21 protein-coding genes and 1 other annotated feature are annotated in these 20,410 nt (G+C 48.0%); of the genes, 13 read left to right on the top strand and 8 right to left on the bottom strand.

What is annotated here, in order from left to right; translation table 11 throughout:
* Positions 1-29 precede the first annotated feature (29 nt).
* Genes artJ through artM form a run of 3 tightly spaced genes read left to right on the top strand, consistent with a single transcriptional unit; the run spans position 30 to position 2,156 of the window.
* A complete protein-coding gene (gene artJ, locus ACMHKJ_RS10260; RefSeq protein ID WP_413493676.1) occupies positions 30-764 on the top strand; it encodes an arginine ABC transporter substrate-binding protein in 735 nt (244 codons plus the stop codon).
* A 16-nt stretch (positions 765-780) separates the two neighbouring features.
* Positions 781-1,485, top strand: coding sequence for an arginine ABC transporter permease ArtQ (gene artQ / locus ACMHKJ_RS10255; protein ID WP_413493674.1), 705 nt, complete (start codon positions 781-783; stop codon positions 1,483-1,485).
* A 2-nt stretch (positions 1,486-1,487) separates the two neighbouring features.
* Entirely contained in the window at positions 1,488-2,156 is a 669-nt protein-coding gene (gene artM / locus ACMHKJ_RS10250) for an arginine ABC transporter permease ArtM (protein ID WP_067364954.1), read from the top strand.
* A gap of 74 nt (positions 2,157-2,230) precedes the next feature.
* Here the strand turns inward: artM and rlmC are convergent, their stop codons facing one another.
* From rlmC to ACMHKJ_RS10235, 3 genes are all read right to left on the bottom strand, one after another.
* Positions 2,231-3,355 carry a 23S rRNA (uracil(747)-C(5))-methyltransferase RlmC gene (gene rlmC / locus ACMHKJ_RS10245; RefSeq protein WP_413493672.1) on the bottom strand — a complete coding sequence of 375 codons (1,125 nt, stop codon included), beginning with the start codon at positions 3,353-3,355 and terminating at the stop codon, positions 2,231-2,233.
* A gap of 36 nt (positions 3,356-3,391) precedes the next feature.
* A complete protein-coding gene (locus ACMHKJ_RS10240) occupies positions 3,392-3,904 on the bottom strand; it encodes a type III secretion system chaperone family protein (RefSeq protein ID WP_413493670.1) in 513 nt (170 codons plus the stop codon).
* Between the two features lie 108 nt (positions 3,905-4,012).
* Complete coding sequence (locus ACMHKJ_RS10235) at positions 4,013-4,324, bottom strand: DUF1418 family protein (RefSeq protein ID WP_413493668.1); 312 nt, start codon at positions 4,322-4,324, stop codon at positions 4,013-4,015.
* Between the two features lie 140 nt (positions 4,325-4,464).
* Here ACMHKJ_RS10235 and ACMHKJ_RS10230 point away from each other — a divergent pair, with 140 nt between their 5' ends.
* From ACMHKJ_RS10230 to ACMHKJ_RS10205, 6 genes are all read left to right on the top strand, one after another.
* A complete protein-coding gene (locus ACMHKJ_RS10230) occupies positions 4,465-4,596 on the top strand; it encodes a hypothetical protein (RefSeq protein ID WP_413493666.1) in 132 nt (43 codons plus the stop codon).
* Positions 4,597-4,607: 11 nt separating this feature from the next.
* Positions 4,608-4,871, top strand: a complete 264-nt coding sequence (locus ACMHKJ_RS10225; protein ID WP_067364212.1) for a GrxA family glutaredoxin — start codon at positions 4,608-4,610, stop codon at positions 4,869-4,871.
* A gap of 411 nt (positions 4,872-5,282) precedes the next feature.
* Complete coding sequence (ybjG, locus tag ACMHKJ_RS10220) at positions 5,283-5,891, top strand: undecaprenyl-diphosphate phosphatase (protein ID WP_413493664.1); 609 nt, start codon at positions 5,283-5,285, stop codon at positions 5,889-5,891.
* 909 nt (positions 5,892-6,800) lie between these two features.
* Positions 6,801-8,123 (top strand): HAAAP family serine/threonine permease, encoded by a 1,323-nt coding sequence (locus ACMHKJ_RS10215; RefSeq protein ID WP_413493662.1) that lies wholly within the window; start codon positions 6,801-6,803, stop codon positions 8,121-8,123.
* Positions 8,124-9,202: 1,079 nt separating this feature from the next.
* Positions 9,203-10,522 (top strand): HAAAP family serine/threonine permease, encoded by a 1,320-nt coding sequence (locus ACMHKJ_RS10210; RefSeq protein ID WP_413493660.1) that lies wholly within the window; start codon positions 9,203-9,205, stop codon positions 10,520-10,522.
* Between the two features lie 132 nt (positions 10,523-10,654).
* Entirely contained in the window at positions 10,655-12,019 is a 1,365-nt protein-coding gene (locus tag ACMHKJ_RS10205) for an L-serine ammonia-lyase (RefSeq protein WP_413493658.1), read from the top strand.
* A 93-nt stretch (positions 12,020-12,112) separates the two neighbouring features.
* On the opposite strand, the gene ACMHKJ_RS10200 is transcribed toward ACMHKJ_RS10205, so the two are convergent.
* From ACMHKJ_RS10200 to ACMHKJ_RS10185, 4 genes are all read right to left on the bottom strand, one after another.
* Positions 12,113-12,634, bottom strand: coding sequence for a LemA family protein (locus ACMHKJ_RS10200; protein ID WP_413493656.1), 522 nt, complete (start codon positions 12,632-12,634; stop codon positions 12,113-12,115).
* Between the two features lie 279 nt (positions 12,635-12,913).
* A complete protein-coding gene (locus ACMHKJ_RS10195; RefSeq protein WP_413493654.1) occupies positions 12,914-13,681 on the bottom strand; it encodes an alpha/beta fold hydrolase in 768 nt (255 codons plus the stop codon).
* Between the two features lie 195 nt (positions 13,682-13,876).
* Complete coding sequence (rlmF, locus tag ACMHKJ_RS10190; RefSeq protein ID WP_413493652.1) at positions 13,877-14,842, bottom strand: 23S rRNA (adenine(1618)-N(6))-methyltransferase RlmF; 966 nt, start codon at positions 14,840-14,842, stop codon at positions 13,877-13,879.
* 267 nt (positions 14,843-15,109) lie between these two features.
* Positions 15,110-16,312, bottom strand: a complete 1,203-nt coding sequence (locus ACMHKJ_RS10185; protein ID WP_413493650.1) for a serine hydrolase — start codon at positions 16,310-16,312, stop codon at positions 15,110-15,112.
* Between the two features lie 338 nt (positions 16,313-16,650).
* Here ACMHKJ_RS10185 and ACMHKJ_RS10180 point away from each other — a divergent pair, with 338 nt between their 5' ends.
* Positions 16,651-17,271 (top strand): glutathione S-transferase family protein, encoded by a 621-nt coding sequence (locus tag ACMHKJ_RS10180; RefSeq protein WP_413493648.1) that lies wholly within the window; start codon positions 16,651-16,653, stop codon positions 17,269-17,271.
* 3 nt (positions 17,272-17,274) lie between these two features.
* Here the strand turns inward: ACMHKJ_RS10180 and ACMHKJ_RS10175 are convergent, their stop codons facing one another.
* Complete coding sequence (locus ACMHKJ_RS10175) at positions 17,275-18,102, bottom strand: SDR family oxidoreductase (protein WP_413493646.1); 828 nt, start codon at positions 18,100-18,102, stop codon at positions 17,275-17,277.
* Positions 18,103-18,262: 160 nt separating this feature from the next.
* Here ACMHKJ_RS10175 and hisL point away from each other — a divergent pair, with 160 nt between their 5' ends.
* From hisL to hisD, 3 genes are all read left to right on the top strand, one after another.
* Positions 18,263-18,310 (top strand): his operon leader peptide, encoded by a 48-nt coding sequence (hisL, locus tag ACMHKJ_RS10170; RefSeq protein ID WP_101495319.1) that lies wholly within the window; start codon positions 18,263-18,265, stop codon positions 18,308-18,310.
* Positions 18,286-18,409: a sequence feature (His leader region), on the top strand. It overlaps the preceding gene by 25 nt.
* A gap of 34 nt (positions 18,410-18,443) precedes the next feature.
* Positions 18,444-19,343, top strand: a complete 900-nt coding sequence (gene hisG, locus ACMHKJ_RS10165; RefSeq protein ID WP_413493644.1) for an ATP phosphoribosyltransferase — start codon at positions 18,444-18,446, stop codon at positions 19,341-19,343.
* 5 nt (positions 19,344-19,348) lie between these two features.
* Positions 19,349-20,410 (top strand): histidinol dehydrogenase (gene hisD / locus ACMHKJ_RS10160; RefSeq protein ID WP_413493642.1); only part of this gene is annotated, 1,062 nt, incomplete at its 3' end.

Genomic DNA, 20,410 nt, shown 5'->3' with positions numbered 1-20,410 from the left:
GCCACTGAATAATAAAATGGGATGTTGCTATGAAAAAACTGGTTATTGCTGCATTAATCGGCGCGTTTGCTTTTTCCGCTGCGGCGGCAGAAAAACAAAAAATCCGTTTCGCCACGGAAGCAAGCTATGCACCGTTTGAAACCGTAAATGAAAAAAATGAAATTGTCGGTTTTGATGTGGATCTGGCGCAGGCGATGTGTGCAAAAATCAATGCGGAATGCACATTCACCAACCAGGCATTTGACAGCCTGATCCCGAGCCTGAAATACAAGCGTTTTGATGCACTGATGGCGGGTATTGATGTCACTCCTGAACGTCAGAAGCAGGTTGATTTCACTAATACCTACTATGATAACTCTGCGGTTTTCGTTGCAGTTGCAGGTAAATTTGATAGCATTGACGCCCTCAAAGGGAAACAGATTGGTATTCAGAACGGCACCACTCATCAGAAATACCTGATGGAGCAGTTTAAGGACATGAAAATTGTACCTTATGACAGCTATCAGAATGCCGTACTGGATATGAAAAATGGCCGTATCGATGCCGTCTTCGGTGATACTGCTGTTATCAATGAATGGCTGAAAAGCAACGCTAATCTGAAAACTGTGGGTGAGCGCGTCACTGATCCGGAATACTTCGGAACAGGTCTTGCCATTGCTGTCCGTAAAGGCAACAGTGAGCTGAAAGACAGCCTCAACAAGGCACTTGGCGAGGTTAAAGCGGACGGAACGTACGATACCCTCTACAAGAAATGGTTTGAGTAATTACATATAAGAACTAATGGCTGATTTTCTCTCTTTATCAAGTGCCGCCGGGATAACCGTCGGCCTTGCTGTTTCTGCGCTCATCCTGGGGCTTATCCTCGCTATGCTGTTTACGGCATGGGAAACTGCGCGTCTGAAACCACTCGCCTTCATTGGCACCTGTCTTGTCACCCTGATCCGTGGTCTTCCTGAGCTGCTGGTTGTGCTGTTTGTATACTACGGCACACTGGAAGTGATAATGCGCCTCGGTGATGGTATTAACCTCGGTTTATTCACTTTACAGACTGATATTGAAAATTTTGATTATGTGCCGCTGTTCAGCGGGGTAATCGCCCTCTCTCTGCTCTATGCCTCTTATGCCTCACAAACACTGCGCGGCGCACTGAAAGCCGTGCCGGACGGGCAGCGGGAAGCAGGACAGGCTCTGGGGCTGAGCCGCCCGGCTATCTTTTTCCGCTTTATTATGCCGCAGATGTGGCGTCATGCGCTGCCGGGACTGGGAAATCAGTGGCTGGTGCTGCTCAAAGATACCGCGCTGGTATCACTCATCAGTGTTAATGACCTGATGCTCCAGACAAAAAGTATTGCCACCCGTACCCAGGAGCCCTTTACCTGGTATTGCATCGTGGCACTGATTTACCTTGCCATTACGCTGGTAAGCCAGTTTATCCTCAAACGCATTGAGCTCCATACCACGCGTTTTGAACGGAGCGCCATGTAATGTTGATGGATTATATTCTCGATATCCTGCCCGGTCTGCCGGTCAGTCTGTCACTGACCTTTGCGGCACTGCTGGTGGCATTTATGCTGTCGGTGCTGTTTACCCTGGTGCTGTCTCTTAAACCTAAGATACTGACGCCAATCGTAAAAATTTATATCACCCTGTTTACCGGTACGCCGCTGCTGGTGCAGTTTTTCCTGATCTATTACGGACCGGGGCAGTTTCCGGCGCTGAAAGCCTGGCCGCTGTTGTGGGAACTGATGTCCTCACCGTGGTTGTGTGCGCTGATAACCCTGGCGCTGAACAGTGCGGCATACTCAACATTATTGTTCCATGGTGCGGTAAGAGCGATTCCACAGGGACAGTGGCAGTCCTGTCAGTCGCTGGGGATGTCACGCGGACAAACCATGCGGATTATCCTGCCTTACGCCTTTAAACGCGCACTCTCTTCTTACTCAAATGAAGTGGTGCTGATTTTCAAAAGTACCTCACTCGCCAGCACGATTACACTGCTGGAAGTGATGGGCTACAGTCAGCGCCTGTTTGGTCAGAATTATGATGTGATGGTGTTTGTGGCGGCAGGGATTATTTATCTCGGGGTCAATGGCTGTCTGACACTCGCGATGCGCCTGATTGAGCACCGCGCGCTGGCATTTGAGCGGCGCAACTAATCTGCTGATCGTTGTTGTTAATCAAAAGAAATTACGCCCTGTAAACGGTACCGCATTGCAAAATGCGGTACCGTTTATTTTTTGGTCAGCAGTACCAAAACTTCATAATGTGCGGTGTGCGGGAACATATCAAAAAGCTGTACACGTTCCGGCTGATAAAGCGGGAGATACATCAGATCCTGCGCCAGGCTCTGTGCATTACAACTGGAATAGATAATAGTATCCGGTGCCATAGTATTGAGATAGTCACACAGCGCTTTGCCAATGCCCCGGCGCGGCGGATTAACCAGCACCAATTCAGGTACAGAGGATTTTCCGAGTGCAAACTGTGAGGAGTCCAGCGCCTGAAACGTGACATTTTCCAGTCCCATTTTCTCGGCTGAGCGCGTGGCACACGCTATCGCCTCCGGGCTTATCTCAATGCCGGTCAGGTGTGTGGTTTTATCCGCACAATGCAGTCCGAAGCCACCTGCGCCGCAGAACAGATCCCATAAACGGGTGATCCCGCGCTCGCGCACCCACTCCCCTGCAGTGTGATACAAGTGTGCGGCAACCACCGGATTGGTCTGGAAAAAACTGTGCGGGCGGATATAAAGCGGAATGCCGTTAAAGATCTCTTCCAGCGCCTGTTCAGGCGTAAAGATAATCTCCTGCTCCCCTTCCAGAATCGCCATAGGTACCGGCTGAATATTGGCGGAAATCACCGTCAGCTGCGGGCACTGAGCCTGTAATTCAGGCAAGGCGGCCTGTAACTGAGCCACTTTTTTGTCTGAGCGCAATACAAAGCGCAGCATCATGTCACCGGTGGCACGGCTTTGTGTCAGCAGCAGAAACTTCAGTTCACCCCGGCGGCGTGCCACATTGTAAGGCGTTAGCCCGGCGCGGGCGATAAAGGGCTTCAGTGCAGTGAAGACATCTGAAAAGTGCGGCGGGTAAAGCGGGCAATCTGATAAATCCACCGGCTCATTATCGGTCACAATGCCGAATACCGGGCGCTCAACGCTGCCGCTAACCACCATTTTCGCTTTGTTCCGGAATTGGGTTTCTTCACTGCGGGCAGGTGTTAACCAGCTCTGTACTGAAAATGGTGACAACAGCGCGTGCAGATCCTGCTGTTTATCATCAAGTTGCCGGCTGTATGATTTATCAAGCCACTGACAGGAGCGACAGCGGCCGGCTGAATATTGAGGGCAATGCATGGTGATTTCCCGGGACAGAAAATTCTGGGCAGGCAGTTAATGGATAACCGGAGAAGGCGCATCATCAGCGTGAAAAGTCTCTTCACCTTCATCTTCTGATTCATCTCCGGGTTCAGGCTCCGTGTCATTCGGGTCAAACAGCATATTATTGCTGAATAACTCAAAAACAACCGCCCCGACCTGCTCTTCCATTTGCTGAAGATACAAAGAGAACTGCTCAAACGTCAGTCCCGCTGCCAGCGGCACGGAGTAACAGACGACCAGTTTCGGCATGGCAGAATCCTGGATATCCATAAATGTTTTCACCAACAGAGAGCTGGCGTTGATCTGACTCAGGTTTGCCATCAGCGGGATAATCGCGGTTGGTCTGACCTCGGCAAGTGCCGAGAAAACCAGCGTGTCATCAAGAATGTCAATTTTCGCATCAAACACACCATCCACATTTTGCATGTGGGGCAAATGCAGCGCCTCACAGGAGTCGCATTCAAAGCAGGTATGTTGTAGCTGATCCAGCCATTTACGTAATACCGGAAGATCGGGAATGATCATGAATCTGAAGCCTTTTAACCAAAAAAACGAACAGCACGGCGCGCATGATACTCCAACCCGCCGACCAATGAACGATCTTAGCTGAAAAATGCAAAGGGGAATAACATTTTATTGCTTTTTTTCATTTTTATCCTGCGGTCCTTTTTTTTCTGTCTTTGTTTTACTGTCAATGCCAATCGACGGAAGCGTACTTACTGCCCGCCATACAATATTTACCGCTGCAGGGATAAGACACGCCAACCCGGTAAACGCCATCGCCATCAGCGCGTTTTTGCTGCGCAAAAACTCAGGCAGTGCAATGTGGTCATTGACAGCCAGGTACACCAGGATCAGTAAAATAACGCCAATAACTTCACAGATAATCACCCCGCGCGGCATATCTCCGAGTGATCGCATCTGCCGTGGTTGTTTTTTTTCCATTTTATCCTCTGTCGTTATCTCATTATGCCTATACCCAACGTCATTCAGGATGCAGGCAGGCGGCAAGGAAAGATAGACGGGGAGCATACATCAGTATGTGACCCGGCTGGCTTCCCGCAGCCAACGAACCTGCAGTTTGAATGAATAAGGGTATAGCTGATCCATTGATGCTGCCGACCACACAAATCGTCACAACCCGCTTTCTTATCATTAATGATACAGGCATAATTTACCCTATCAAAGCACCGCTTCCGGTGATTACTAATGAATGAAGGAGCTTTTCATGTATACCGTTATTTTCGGCCGTCCTGGTTGTCCTTATTGCGTGCGTGCGAAAGAGATCGCAGAAAAACTGAAAACTGAGCGCGAAGACTTTGATTATCGCTACATTGATATCCAGGCCGAAGGCATCAGCAAAGCTGATTTATCCAAAACTGTGGGTAAACCGGTGGAAACCGTTCCTCAGATCTTCATCGACGAGCAACACATCGGCGGCTGTACTGAGTTCGAAGCATACGCCAAAGCCAATCTCGGTCTGTTCAGCTAATTTTTCAGGCCGTTTCTCTCCGGGAAACGGCTTTTTTACTCCCCGCATCCTGTTGATTTATCATATCAAAAAAATATTTTCATTTTTTTTAATAATATTTCGAACTTTCCCTCCCCCGCGCAGTCTGAATTAGTGCCACTGCTTTTCTTTGAATATCCTCAAGATTGAGATAGCCCGGTAGTCACCAATTTGGTTTTACTACCGGGTTTTTTATTGCCTGCATCTTGAATGACGTTGAGTATATCCCCCGCCACCGGCTTGCTTCAGCTTTTGTCAATTTTATGCAGTTTTACGTAATAGCACGATTAACCAAGACATTTTTTCTTTACCTTACTGTGTAAGATGGATAATCTGACGCGTCATTTTATGTCAGACTGTATATTTTCACAGGTGAGTATTAAGGAATTTATTGTGCTGGAAAATCTGAATCATTCATTGTTTCTTCTGATCAATGCCACACCGGAAACCCCGCATTCCGGGATAGTGCTTGCCACACTGGCAGCAAAATATCTGGTATTGCTGTTTCCGCTGGTTGCTGCCGGGTTCTGGCTGCGCGGAGCGCCTGACAATATGCCCCGCCAGCGCCGCTTTGTATGTAAAAGTGCCGTGACCTTACTGATTGGTCTTACTCTGTCATGGATTATCGGCACACTGTATCCGCACGCCCGTCCGTTTGCCGAGCCTTTCGGCTACAGTTTTCTTGAACATGCACCAACCGCATCGTTCCCGAGCAACCACGGCATTATTGTGTTTACCTTTGCGCTGGGCTGCCTGTTCTGGTGCAATCTCCGGCCAGGTCTTCTGCTGATGATCCCGGCGCTGATTGTTGCCTGGTCGCGGGTTTTCCTCGGTGTTCACTGGCCGGTTGATATGCTGGGCGCACTGATTACTGTCCTTATTGCATGCGCACTGACTGAGCTTCTCTGGAGCCGGTTTGGTCAGCCACTGCAAAATCAGCTCCAGTCACTTTACCGGCGCTGTTTTTCTCTGCCTATCCGTAAAGGTTGGGTACAGGAATAACTGAACAAACATAACACAGAGAATACCGGCAAATGTGCCGGTATTTTTTTATCCGCATTTAATTATTTCCGGTACCGTTGATATTTTTTAAGCCACACTGCTCCACTGCTGACAGTATTATTTTTGTTCGCAGACTATTACTCTGCCATTTATTTAACATTTCTATTCTGTCTGACACCAGTATCACTCAGGTTACTTAATTCGCGATTAAAATAATTATTTTAATCATCCGGGATACACAATATAACCATTATATATCCCTCTATTTCATACTACCGGATCCCCTGGATACACCTTGTGTCACCACAAACTCAATGACGGAATTATTTTCCGTTTAAAAACAATAAGTAATAAAATATAAACCCTATTGCTATAATGGTTTTTATCCGGTGGTAATCCGGTTTATCTCTATTTTGTAATAATACGATACTGTTCAGCGCATATACTAATTAATATCTGAACAAATAAATTTGTTTAAATAAAAAACAGGCGAAAATGACATTATTGCAAAACATCTAATCACCTATGCTATTTCGGCATACACCATTCCGCAAAAACGGATTAACAACCTTATTAAATGTTGCAACAACGCTAATTTTAATGTTATTTATAGCAATTGAGATAAAGATCACAGTGCTTTTCACTGAAAAACAGTACATTTTCAATACAAAAAATAAAGCCATCAATCTCAGGTTTTTTAAATATGAATTAATGCAGAGACCTTATTTGTTCATTGCAGATATCAGGTCGCTGCTGTTTATTATTTTTACCGGTAAGCAATTACAGGTAACTTTCCCGTTTTACTTATTTTTATCCGGTTGCGTACATAGACCCTGCCTCAGAGACACATTTCGTGCACAGATCACCGTGCAATTTTTAGTTGTTATTGTTGTAAATTTGGAGACATCTATGGAAACAACACAACCGCAGGTCGTGGTCAGCAAGACTGATACCAGCAATGATTACCGCAAATGGCGTAAATCCGATACCGTCTGGATGCTCGGACTGTACGGTACGGCTATTGGTGCCGGTATACTGTTTCTGCCGATTAACGCCGGTATCGGCGGGCTGCTCCCGCTTATCATTATGGCCGTGCTGGCCTTCCCGATGACCTTTTTCGCGCACCGCGGCATGTGCCGCTTTATATTATCCGGTAAAAATCCGGGTGAAGATATTACCGAAGTGGTTGAAGAGCATTTCGGCGCCAGAGCAGGGAACCTTATCACCCTGCTCTATTTCTTTGCTATTTATCCAATCCTGCTGGTTTACAGTGTGGCTATCACCAATACGGTGGAAAGCTTTATTGTCAACCAGATGCATATGACAGCACCGCCGCGCATTATTCTGTCGCTGGTACTGATTATCGGGATTATGTGTATTATCCGCTTCGGTGAAGCCGCGATTATCAAAGCAATGAGCGTGCTGGTATTCCCGTTTGTGGCCGTTCTGATGGTATTAGCGCTCTATCTGATCCCGCACTGGAATACGGCGATATTTGATACGCTCTCTTTCAGCAGTTACTCTCCCGGTGAGACCGGCCGTGGTCTGATGGTGACGCTGTGGCTGGCGATTCCGGTGATGGTATTCTCGTTCAACCATTCTCCGATTATTTCAGCATTCAGTGTCGCAAAACGTCAGGAATATGGCGAAAATGCAGAGAAAAAATGCTCACGCATTCTGGCATGCGCTCACATTATGATGGTACTGACAGTGATGTTCTTTGTGTTCAGTTGTGTACTGAGCCTGTCACCACTCAATTTACAGGAAGCGAAAGATCAGAATATATCCATTCTGTCTTACCTGGCGAACTACTTCCAAAACCCGATGATTGCGTATATCGCGCCGTTAGTCGCGTTTATTGCTATCACCAACGCATTCCTGGGACACTACATGGGTGCCCGTGAAGGCTTTAACGGTTTGGTTAACAAAGCATTACGCGCCAGAGGTAAAAGCATAGCACCGTCTAAACTGAATAAACTGACTGCACTGTTTATGCTGGTAACCTCCTGGATTGTTGCCACACTGGACCCGAGCATTCTGGGAATGATTGAAACCCTGGGCGGCCCGGTTATTGCCATGCTGCTGTTTATCATGCCCATGTACGCTATCCGCAAAGTCCCTGCTATGCGTAAATATGCCGGTCATCTGAGTAATCTGTTTGTGGTTGTGATCGGTCTTATTGCAATTTCAGCTGTCTTTTACAATCTGTATCAGCTGTTTTTTGGTTCATAAATACATGACTCCAGCCCTCTCCGGCGGGTTCCCGCACGGTAGGTCCGGGACCTGGCTTTATCAGGGATGCCGGAGAGCGTAAACGCCTTTTGCCGGCAAACCAACGCCATGAAGGATGAATCAGAGAATACCGGCCGGTACGCCGGTATTTTTTTGGACGGAGGTTTTAATATATACCCAACCGACGTTTTATTTTCCTGCCGTTTTACACCAAAAATACCGCTGATTTAGTCAACAGAATATAATGCTGGTACTTATTTAACATTTCAGCTTTGCACAGCACCAATATCACTCATACCACTTAATTCGCGACAGAAATAATTATTTTAACCATCGGATTATTATGCGAAAATCCGGCGGTAAATTTATAGTGGACCGGCAGAATAATTCACTCAGAAACGGACACAGAACGACACCGTTACCATGAGTTTTTTTTCGATAAAAAACAACGGATTATTGATATAAACCCTACAATCAATCAGGTTTTTATGCTGTAAAAACAGCACTGTTTGCTATTCATAAACAGAGTCTGAATTTATTTTTCATATATTTATTAATATATGAATAAATTAATTTGATTAAATAAAAAACAGAGGGAACTATCATTATCTGCCATTTTTTTCGCCTGCATGCCTTTTTGATATGTTCCATTCCGCAAATGTGGATTAACAATTTTATCAAATTTTGCAACAGGTACCGTTTCACTTGGATTTATAGCATTTGAGACTATGATCACGGTGTTTTCGACTGAAAAAAGGTACATTTTCGCTATCAGAAAGAGAGTTATCAATTTCTGGTTATTGTTAAATACGACATTAAAGCGGAGACCCTTTTTATCAATTTAAGATATCAGGTCACTGCTGTTTATTATTTTTTGCCGGTAAGCAATTACAGGCATATTTTTGCTTTACTATTTTTATACTCTGAATAATTCGGGATGCATGCAGTCAACACACAGGCATCCTGAAGTATGACGAGTATACCTGGTTACGTACATAGACCCTATTTCAGAGACGCATTGCTGCACAGCTTATCGTGCAAAATTTTAGTTGTTATTGTTGTAAATTTTGGAGACTTCTATGGATACAACACAACCGCAGGTTGTGGTCAGCAAGACTGACACCAGCAATGATTACCGTAAATGGCGCAAATCCGATACTGTCTGGATGCTCGGACTGTACGGAACCGCTATCGGCGCAGGCGTACTTTTTCTGCCTATTAATGCCGGTATCGGCGGGTTGATCCCGCTGATTATCATGGCAATTCTGGCCTTCCCGATGACGTTTTTCGCACACCGCGGCATGTGCCGTTTTGTGTTATCCGGTAAAAATCCGGGCGAAGATATCACGCAAGTCGTTGAAGAACATTTCGGCTCACGCGCCGGTGGTCTGATAACTCTGCTCTATTTTTTCGCGATTTACCCGATTTTGCTCGTGTACGCTGTGGCTATCACCAACACCGTCGACAGCTTTATCGTCAACCAGATGCACATGACGGCACCGCCACGCATTATTTTGTCACTGATACTGATTATCGGGATTATGTGTATTGTCCGCTTCGGTGAAGCCGCTATTGTCAAAGCGATGAGTGTGCTGGTATTCCCGTTTGTGGCGGTTCTGATGGTACTGGCGCTGTATCTGGTGCCGCACTGGAGCACCGATGTATTCAAAACACTCACATTTGACAGCAATACCGTCAGTGTAACCGGTCATGGTCTGATGGTGACGTTATGGCTGGCGATTCCGGTCATGGTGTTCTCTTTCAACCACTCACCTATCATCTCTGCGTTTGCTGTCGCAAAACGTGAAGAATATGGTGAGAATGCAGAGAAAAAATGCTCACGCATCCTGGCGTATGCTCACATCATGATGGTGCTGACCGTCATGTTCTTTGTGTTCAGCTGCGTACTGAGCCTGTCACCACAGAACTTACAGGAAGCAAAAGATCAGAATATTTCCATTCTGTCTTATCTGGCTAACCACTTCCAAAACCCGATGATTGCCTATATCGCGCCATTCATCGCATTTATTGCTATCACTAAATCATTCCTGGGTCACTACCTGGGTGCGCGTGAAGGCTTTAATGGCCTGGTTAATAAAGCATTACGTACCAAAGGTAAAAGCATAGCACCGTCTAAACTGAATAAACTGACGGCGCTGTTTATGCTAATCACCACCTGGATTGTCGCGACGTTAGATCCGAGCATTCTGGGGATGATTGAAACCCTGGGCGGTCCGGTTATTGCTATGTTGCTGTTTATTATGCCGATGTATGCTATCAGCAAAGTACCTGCAATGCGTAAGTATTCCGGTCACCTGAGTAATGTGTTTGTGGTTGGAATGGGTCTTATTGCCATTTCAGCAGTGTTCTACAATTTGTATCAGATGGTTTTCGTATAACAGCAGTATTGCTGTTGCTCTCTCCGGCGGGCAACAGCAAACAAAAATAATTAGCCGGAACTGAAAGGTAACGGCTTCGTGAATCTTCACGACACTATTCATTTACGCCTTAACAAATAGGGGGCGAGCAATATGGTCAGTGTATTTGACATCTTCAAAATTGGTATTGGTCCATCAAGTTCTCACACTGTCGGTCCGATGAAAGCAGGTAAACAATTCGCTGATGATCTTATCGCAGCCGGATTGCTGGAAAAAACAACCCGTGTTCAGGTTGATGTATACGGCTCTTTGTCTCTGACCGGGAAAGGTCACGCGACAGATATTGCTATCATCATGGGACTCGCGGGGAACCTGCCGGATGCGGTTGATATTGACGCGATACCGGGCTTTATCAGGGATGTTGAAGAACGTGAACGCCTTTTGCTGGCAAACTTGCGCCACGAAGTGGATTTCCCGCGTGATAACGGGATGAACTTCCACAAAGAAAACCTGCCGCTGCATGAAAACGGTATGTCAATCAGTGCATTTAACGGCGATGAATTACTGTCGAAGAAAACCTATTACTCTGTCGGTGGTGGCTTTATCGTCGATGAAGAGCATTTCGGTCAGTCTGCGGACAACGCAACGCCGGTGCCTTATCCGTATAAATACGCTGCCGATTTACAAAAGCATTGCAATGAAACAGGGCTTTCTCTCTCAGCTCTGGTGATGAAAAATGAAATGGCGCTGCACACTAAAGAAGAATTATCCGCTCACCTCCTGGCTGTCTGGGATGTGATGAAAGCCGGTATCGAGCGCGGTGTGACCACTGAAGGGTTATTACCGGGTCCGTTGCGTGTACCGCGTCGTGCAGCTGCACTGCGTCGTCAGTTAGTTACCAGTGATAACACCACCACCGATCCTATGCAGGTTATTGACTGGATCAATATGTATGCGCTGGCTGTAAACGAAGAAAATGCCGCCGGCGGACGTGTGGTTACCGCACCAACAAACGGCGCATGCGGGATAATCCCGGCCGTGCTGTCATACTATGATAAATTTATCCGCCCGGTGAATGAAAACGCGTATACCCGTTATTTCCTGGTCTCCAGTGTGATTGGTTCACTGTATAAGATGAACGCCTCCATTTCCGGTGCGGAAGTGGGCTGTCAGGGCGAAGTGGGTGTTGCCTGTTCAATGGCGGCAGCGAGTCTGACTGAGCTGCTGGGCGGCAGTCCGATGCAGGTCTTTATTGCGGCTGAAATTGCGATGGAGCACAACCTCGGTCTGACGTGTGACCCGGTTGCCGGACAGGTTCAGGTACCCTGTATTGAGCGTAATGCTATCGCCGCAGTACAGTCCGTCAATGCCGCCCGTATGGCGCTGCGCCGCACCAGTGAGCCGCGCGTCTGCCTCGATAAAGTTATCGAAACCATGTATGAAACCGGTAAAGATATGAATGCCAAATACCGCGAAACCTCTCAGGGCGGTCTGGCAATTAAAGTACAGTGTGACTGATTAATACATTAATCTTCTCAGACAACTGAAAAAAGCCCTGCAACTATCTATGTTGCAGGGCTTTTTAATTTCAGAACTGTTTCCGGCGGTGGTTCAGGAGAGCTCCAGCCATACTTTTGGACCGAAACCAAACAAATGTGCTATCAGCACATCCGGGTAACGCTGAACTGACTGATTATAGTGAATAACTGCCTCATTGAATGCATCCACTCCCGGGCGCAATGCATCATCAATATCACAAATAACCAGCTGAAGCCGGACAAACTGCGGATCAGCAATCAGTGCCGGATGTGTCTGCACCAGCGTCATAATATGATAAAACGTATTATTGATATCATTAGCGGCACGGACACTGTCATTGAGTGTCGCGGCTTGTACATAGCGAGAATACACATCCTGCCATGTGATAAACAGTATGCCATCCTGAATACCGTTTTTTTCTGTGATAGCCACCAGTTGTGCAATTTTATCTGCCCGCTGACGCAACTTACCGTCTATCTCTGCATACGACTCACTGAGCGGCTCCTGAAGACGGTTAATCCTGCACCAGACCCGGCGACACCATAACAGCACGCCCGCAGCAATAACCAGCGCAATAATAAATACAATCCCCATTCCCGTAATCCCTTATTAACCGGTGTATATACCCTTATTCATTCAAACTGTAGGTTCGTTGGCTACGTAAAGATCGCCGAGTCACATAATTTATCTATGCTCCCCGTCGATCTTCCCTTGCCGCCTGCCCACATTTTGAATGACGTTGGGTATAAAATACTGGCTATTTTTCATAAAAAAATCCGATATCAGGAGTAATATCGGATCTTATACGAATTTCAACAGGGTAATTTAGCGGATACCGCGATAAATTACAGGTTAAAAACACAATAGCGGGGGTTATACCGCCAAAAATTGCGTAATAATGTCACCGGTCACAGCCGGACACTCTTCATGTATTGCATGGCCGGCAAACGGCAGATTAAATAACACTGCAGACTCCACGCGCTCCGCAAGCGCAAACGCGTGTTCACGCGACATAAGAAAATCGTCATCACCCCGGATAATCAACAGCGGAACGGACAGATTATCAATATCATTGCCCGGATAGCCTTTTTCACTCATATCCGTCCAGAGTGAAACTAATTCACTGATCAGATGGCTTAAATCCGGCGCCGGGTTCAGTGCTTCATATTCAGCGACATTCTCAGGAAATTGCGCCTGCCATGCTTCTGCGGTCAGTGTGTCATAAATCTCAAGCGCCGGGTCATCCTTTTCCATATTCCACTGAGAACCAATACAGACAACTTTACTGACTTTCACCACGCCGGATAATGCCATTCTCAGCGCCACTGTCCCGCCGTCACTGTGGCCAATGACAATGCACTCATCCACATTCAGGTGTTGCAAAACCGCTTCTGCATCAGCCTGGATATCAGCATAGCTCAGCGGGCCGTTCAGTGTGGAGCGCCCGTGTCCGCGCGTATCTATCCCGATATAACGCAATCCTGACGACGGCAAACAATTCAGTAACGGATTAAATGACGCGATTGACTGCATACCGCCATGCAGGAAAACAACCGCTTTTCCTGTTTCATCACCGGTACTTTCAAAATAAATCTGATTACCGCATTGGGTTAACAAAGAACCTTTTTTATGATCAAACATAAATTACCTTTCCGTATAATTAAAAAGAACCGGTTAATAACATCAATTAAGTAAGATAACTATTGTAGTTTGAATAAATAACTTTTTTAAGATTTTTAGTATCGGAAGACATATTGAGAATAACGCAACATGCAGAAATTGAAAGGGAAATGCGAAGTTTTATCGGTGCCGGTTAAATAACCGGCACCGGAGAAATTAACGCCAGCGTTCTGCCGCCCAGGCGGCCTGCTGTTGTGTGTCGTGGAAAGTCCAGGCCACGAAGCGGCTGATTTTTTGCCCCTGCGCCATTTCAATGGTCCGGACTTCGGCCGCACCCGCCAGCTTCAACGCGTGATAAATCGAAGGCAGGGTAGTGTTTTTAGAAATCAACGAGGTGAACCACAGGCAGTTTTGCGCCAGGCTAACGCTCTCCTCTACCATTTTACGCACAAAGGCTTCTTCACCGCCTTCACACCATAGCTCTTTATTTTTACCGCCAAAGTTCTGTACCGGCGTGTCAGCTACCTCGCCTTTACCCAACTTGTGCAGTTTGCGGCGGGTGCTGGCTTGCGCTTCCTGTTCAGAGCTGTGGAACGGTGGATTACACAGTGTGGCATCAAATTTCTCCGCCACGCCGATGATACCGTTCAAAATAGATTCGGGTTGTTTTTGCAAACGCAGACGCACGCCGTTTCTCAGCGTCGGGTTCATCTCCACGATCATTTTGGCCGCATTGAGCGATACCGGATCAATCTCCGAACCGGTAAAACGCCAGCCGTATTCACGCTGGCCGACGATCGGATAAATACAATTGGCGCCAATGCCCACATCAAGGATCGCCACGCCTTTACCACGGGGGATCTCACCGCCGTTGCCGGTCGCCAACAGGTCGGCCAGATGGTGTAAATAATCGGCACGCCCGGGGATCGGCGGGCACAGATAATCGGCGGGAATGTCCCAGTGTTCAATGCCATAAAAATGTTGCAGCAACGCACGGTTGAGCATTTTAACCGCTGCAGGTGAGGCAAAATCTACCGAGATGTCGCCCCAGGCGTTCGGCTTGACGAACGGCTCCAGTGCAGGGCAGCTGGCGATCAGCGCCGGGAAATCATAGCGCGAGCGATGACGGTTACGCGGGTGCAAGCCGCTTTTCTGCTGCGGGAAGGTTTTCTTTTTTTCCACCGTGACGGGCTCTCTTAAAGGTATTTCTGACGCGTACGATACCATATACCCTATAGCTTTCAAGTTGCAGCTGACAGCCCGGGATGAAACCGTATCAAGCCTGCATTCAGAGTTTATGCCGGGACGATCGGCCCTTTCTGAGTAAGAGACTTATGTATAGCTGAATTTGAGGGGTAATCAGGTAACAGAATAGTAATAACAGCGGACACAAACAATAAAGCCGGACAAAGTTTACTCCGTCCGGCTTTATTTTAATCAAAATCGTAATTAACCAAAGACTGAGCTCCACAGCCCGGCAAAGAAGCGGACAATATAATCCCAGATACGCCCAAAGAAGCCAGCTTCCTCAACTTGCTGTTGTACCACTAACGGGCGCTGATCGATCACCTGTCCGTCGAGGATAAAATTAATTTTCCCGACCACCTGATTTTTCGCCAGCGGCGCTTCTAATGTTGTGCTGTCCAGATCAAAAGAGGCTTTCAGATCTTTCAGTTTGCCTTTCGGGATAGTGACATAGATATCTTTTTCAGCCCCCAGCGGCACTTTTGAAATATCCCCGAACCAGACGCGTTCAGTGGTCAGCGGTGTATCGGCTTTCACCGGGGTGACGGTTTCAAAGAAACGAAAGCCCCAGGTCAGCACTTTTTCACTCTCAGCAAACCGGACACGGTCGCTCGGCGCACCCAGCACCACAGAAATCAGGCGCATCGGACCATCTGTTGCCGATGCCACCAGGTTGTGTCCCGCACCGTTGGTATGCCCTGTTTTCACACCATCCACATTCAGATTGGTACTCCACAACAGGCGGTTGCGGTTCGGCTGGCGGATCTTATTAAAGGTATATTCTTTCTCTTTATGAATACTGTATTCATCAGGCACATCAGTTATCAGTGCCTGCGCCAGCAGCGCCATATCCCGCGCGGTGCTGTACTGCCCTTCGGAATCCAGCCCGTGAACCGTTTTAAAGTAGGTATTTGTCAGTCCAATTTGTTTTGCATCGATATTCATCTGGGAAACAAAGGTTTCCTGGCTGCCCGATACATATTCCGCCAGCGCAATGCTCGCATCATTACCGGACTGAATAACCATGCCTTTGTTGAGATCGATTAATTTTACGCGGTCATCCGGTTTGAGGAACATCAGAGAGGAGCCTTTCAACACCGGATTGCCGGTCGCCCAGGCATTTTTACCGACGGTCACAATGTCATCAGGGCTGATTTTCCCGGCTTTAATCGCCTGCCCGACCACATAACTGCTCATTATTTTTGTCAGTGACGCAGGATCCAAGCGCTCATCGGCATTATTTGATGCCAATATTTTCCCGCTGTTATAATCCATCAGAACATAAGCTTTTGCATCCACTTCCGGAGCCGCCGGTGTTTCAACCGCGAACGCATTACTGATACTTAAAAATCCGAAAGCCAGTCCGCTGAACAAACCGGTTACGCGTAAACTGATTACTGTCTGCATTACTTCTCCCTCTTTTGACCCTGTACATCGTGACAAAATAGTATATACCCAACGTCATTCAAATTGCAGGCAGGCGGCAAGGGAAATCAGACGGGGAGCATAGATAAACTATGTGACCCGGCTGGTTGAGTGCAGCCAACGAACCTGCGGTTTGAATGAATAAGGGTATAGATAACTCAGTGATAATGAATACTATATTCATTTACTAAATAGTACACCACCAACAATTTAGCGCGATTCTTCCTATTAAGGTGATTTCATGTGAATATTTACACTTCATGACACAAGATCATCCGTATTAAGCACAAGTCACTGCATTTTCATCAACAGGAGTCACTATGATAACCGTCTGGGGCAGAAAAAACTCGTCTAACGTCAAGAAAATCTTATGGTGTCTGACTGAACTGAAGCTGACTTATCAGCAAAAAGATATCGGCGGGCCTTTCGGCGGTCTGGATACCCCGGAATTCGCCGCGATGAACCCGAATAAAAGCATTCCGACCTATCAGGATGGTGAATTTATTCTGTGGGAATCAAATGCTATCCTCAGTTATCTTGCGGATAAATACGATGACGGCACACTACTGGCGCACAATGCCGAGTTCCGGGCCCGGGCGGCACAATGGATGTACTGGGCAGACGGCAGTCTGTTTCCGTATATCAAAGCCATGATGGGATTGCTGGTGAGAACCCCGGCAGAACAACGTGATCCGGCAAAAGCAGAGGAACTGAAACAGGCACTGAATCACCTGATTGCCATGCTCAATGATGCACTGTCACAGCAGAACTATATCGCCGGAGATACCTTCAGTATTGCTGATATCGCACTGGTGCCGCTGCTCTATCCGTGGCGGGAAGTGTGTCAGGACAGACCGGACTTCCCGCATCTTGAACGCTGGTATGCGCAGATAATGAGCCGACCGGCATACAAAGATATCGTTGCCCTGCCGGTCAGTTAAGGCTTACTCACTCATCGGCATCCGTCCGGGATCAGGGTACTGATACTCAAAACCCAGTTCCCGGCAGATCAGGCTGCCGTCAATAATTTTGCCTTCAGAGTGATCATCTGCCCTGAAAGTCGGTGGCAGCAAATTAATCTGACGGGAAACCTCCTGATAAAATTCCGCCCGTGACGGGTGCTGAGGCGCACACAGATTATAGACATGCCCGCCCTGCGGACGCTGAATAAGCAAACGGATTGCGGCGATCACATCATCCTGATGCACCAGGTTTACCGCCTGTTCCCCGCCTTTTACCTCTGTTTTCCCTGCCAGAAAGCGCCCTGCATGGCGAAACTGCCCCACCAGCCCCGCCAGCCTTAAAATATCCGCAGAGACACCCGGTAGTGCATTCAGCCAATATTCAATATCGACTATCGCTTTCGCCGATTCAGTCACCGGTTGCAGCGCGCTTTTTTCTGTCAGCCGCCCGGTCTGATTGCCGTAAACAGCCGTTGATCCGGTAAAGATAATGCGTGATACACCCCGCGCCACAGCAGTATCCACCAGGTTTTGGACTGCACGCACATACTGATATCCGCCACCCGCTGTTCTGGATGCCGGCAATGTGATAACCAGAATATCAGTCTCCAGAAATGCATCCAGATCGTCAGCATCACATTCCGGCTCCGGTGTTAAATTCAGCAGATAACACTCAATACCACACATTGTTGCTGCTTCCACACCATCGGGTGTGGTTTTTGTCCCTTTGACATGAATACCGATATCTGTCAGTTGCTGTGCCAGCGGCATTCCGAGCCAGCCCAGCCCTGCAATTGAAACTGTTTTCATCGTGATTGACCTCTCAGTAGCTTATTTTTTAAGAAAAAAAGAAGTTGCAAAGTACGGACGAGTTCTATAGGTTGAAAGACAAGCAAATTAATAGCACCGTTATCATCATCGTGACAAATAGTATTCATGATGACAACTAAATCAACAGTGAGAGATTACCATGACACGCATTCAGTTCAGCCATCACCATCACCATCATCCTGACTAGTCTTTCAGGCAATTGGTGCTGGAAGACTATGTAAAGTCTTCCGGTGGCATGCGTGCAAAAGAGAACCCCCGGAAGCTTACCTTCCGGGGGTTTTTTTATACCCGGAGAATAATAAAATTAAAGGATAATCAAAATGTTAGATAAATCGCGCTTACGGATAGCCATTCAGAAATCAGGTCGTTTAAGTGACGATTCCCGCGAGTTGCTGTCACGCTGCGGCATAAAAATTAATTTACAACAGCAGCGCCTGATCGCTTTCGCCGAAAATATGCCAATCGATATTCTGCGTGTCCGTGATGACGATATCCCGGGGCTGGTGATGGATGGTGTAGTTGACCTGGGCATTATCGGGGAAAACGTACTGGAAGAGGAATTATTAAGCCGTCAGGCTCAGGGACAAAACCCGCGCTATTTCACACTGCGCCGCCTGGACTTCGGCACCTGCCGCCTCTCTCTCGCCGCACCGGTGGATTTTAATTACAGCGGTGTTGAGTGCCTTCAGGACAGCCGCATCGCGACCTCTTACCCGTTCCTGCTCAAGCGCTACTTAGATCAGAAAGGCATTCCTTTCAAATCCTGCCTGCTGAACGGCTCTGTGGAAGTTGCCCCGCGCGCCGGGCTGGCTGATGCTATCTGTGATCTGGTCTCCACCGGTGCCACACTCGAAGCGAACGGACTGCGCGAAGTGGAAGTGATTTACCGCTCCAAAGCCTGTCTTATCCAGCGGGACGGTGAAATGGCAGAAGAAAAACAACAGCTTATCGACAAGATGATGACCCGTATCTGCGGTGTTATCCAGGCGCGTGAGTCCAAATATATCATGATGCACGCCCCGGCAAACCGTCTGGATGATGTAATAGCCCTGCTGCCGGGTGCTGAGCGCCCGACGCTGTTACCGCTCGCCGGAGAGCCGGATCTGCTGGCAATGCACATGGTCAGCAGTGAAACCCTGTTCTGGGAAACCATGGAGAAACTGAAAGCACTCGGGTGCAGCTCCATTCTGGTTCTGCCGATTGAAAAAATGATGGAGTAACACTGATGCCTGCAACTATCTTTAACACCCTGATCCGCTGGGACGAACTGAATACACAGCAACAGGCGGATGTTCTTCTGCGCCCGGCAATGGCGGCATCCGCTGATATCAGCCGCGTGGTGACTGATATTATCAGTGATGTGCGCCAACAGGGTGATACCGCACTGCGTGAACTGAGCGCCCGCTTTGATAAAATACAGATAACTGAATTGCAAATCAGTGCCGCCGATATCGCCGCTGCCGCAGACCGGTTAACGGACTCACTGAAAAGCGCAATGGCGATCGCGAAACGTAATATTACCCGTTTCCACGAAGCCCAAATCCCGCAGGTTATTGATGTGGAAACCCAGCCCGGCGTCAGTTGCCAGTTGGTTACGCGTCCGGTGGACAGTGTCGGGCTGTATATCCCGGGCGGCAGCGCACCGCTTATCTCAACTGTGCTGATGCTGGCGATTCCGGCAAAAATCGCCGGGTGCCGCCGGATCATTCTTTGCTCCCCGCCACCGGTTGCTGATGAAATTTTATATGCCGCGCAGTTATGTGGTGTGGAAACGATTTATCAGGTCGGTGGCGCACAAGCCATTGCCGCTATGGCGTTCGGGACAGAAAGCATCACGAAAACAGATAAAATTTTCGGGCCCGGCAATGCGTATGTGACGGAAGCAAAACGTCAGGTCAGCCAGGCTATCGGCGGCGCAGCTATTGATATGCCGGCTGGTCCTTCAGAGGTTCTGGTGATCGCGGACAGCGGCGCAAACCCGGTATTTGTTGCAGCCGATTTGCTCTCTCAGGCCGAACACGGTCCGGATTCTCAGGTAGTGCTGGTCACGCCGGATGAAACGCTGGCGAAACGGGTGACAGAAGAAACGAACAAGCAACTGGCATTATTATCACGCAAAGAGATTGCCCGTCAGGCGCTGGCGGCCAGCCGGATTATTATTGCCCGCGACCTGGATACCTGTGTGGCGATCAGCAATCAATATGGTCCGGAGCACTTAATTATTCAGACCCGCGACCCGGATGCCCTGCTTCCTGCTATCGACAGCGCGGGATCGGTTTTCCTCGGC

It is taken from the genome of Morganella psychrotolerans, from assembly GCF_965118875.1.
In the GTDB taxonomy this organism is placed as follows: domain Bacteria; phylum Pseudomonadota; class Gammaproteobacteria; order Enterobacterales; family Enterobacteriaceae; genus Morganella; species Morganella psychrotolerans_C.
This window is presented reverse-complemented; position numbering and strand designations above follow the sequence as displayed.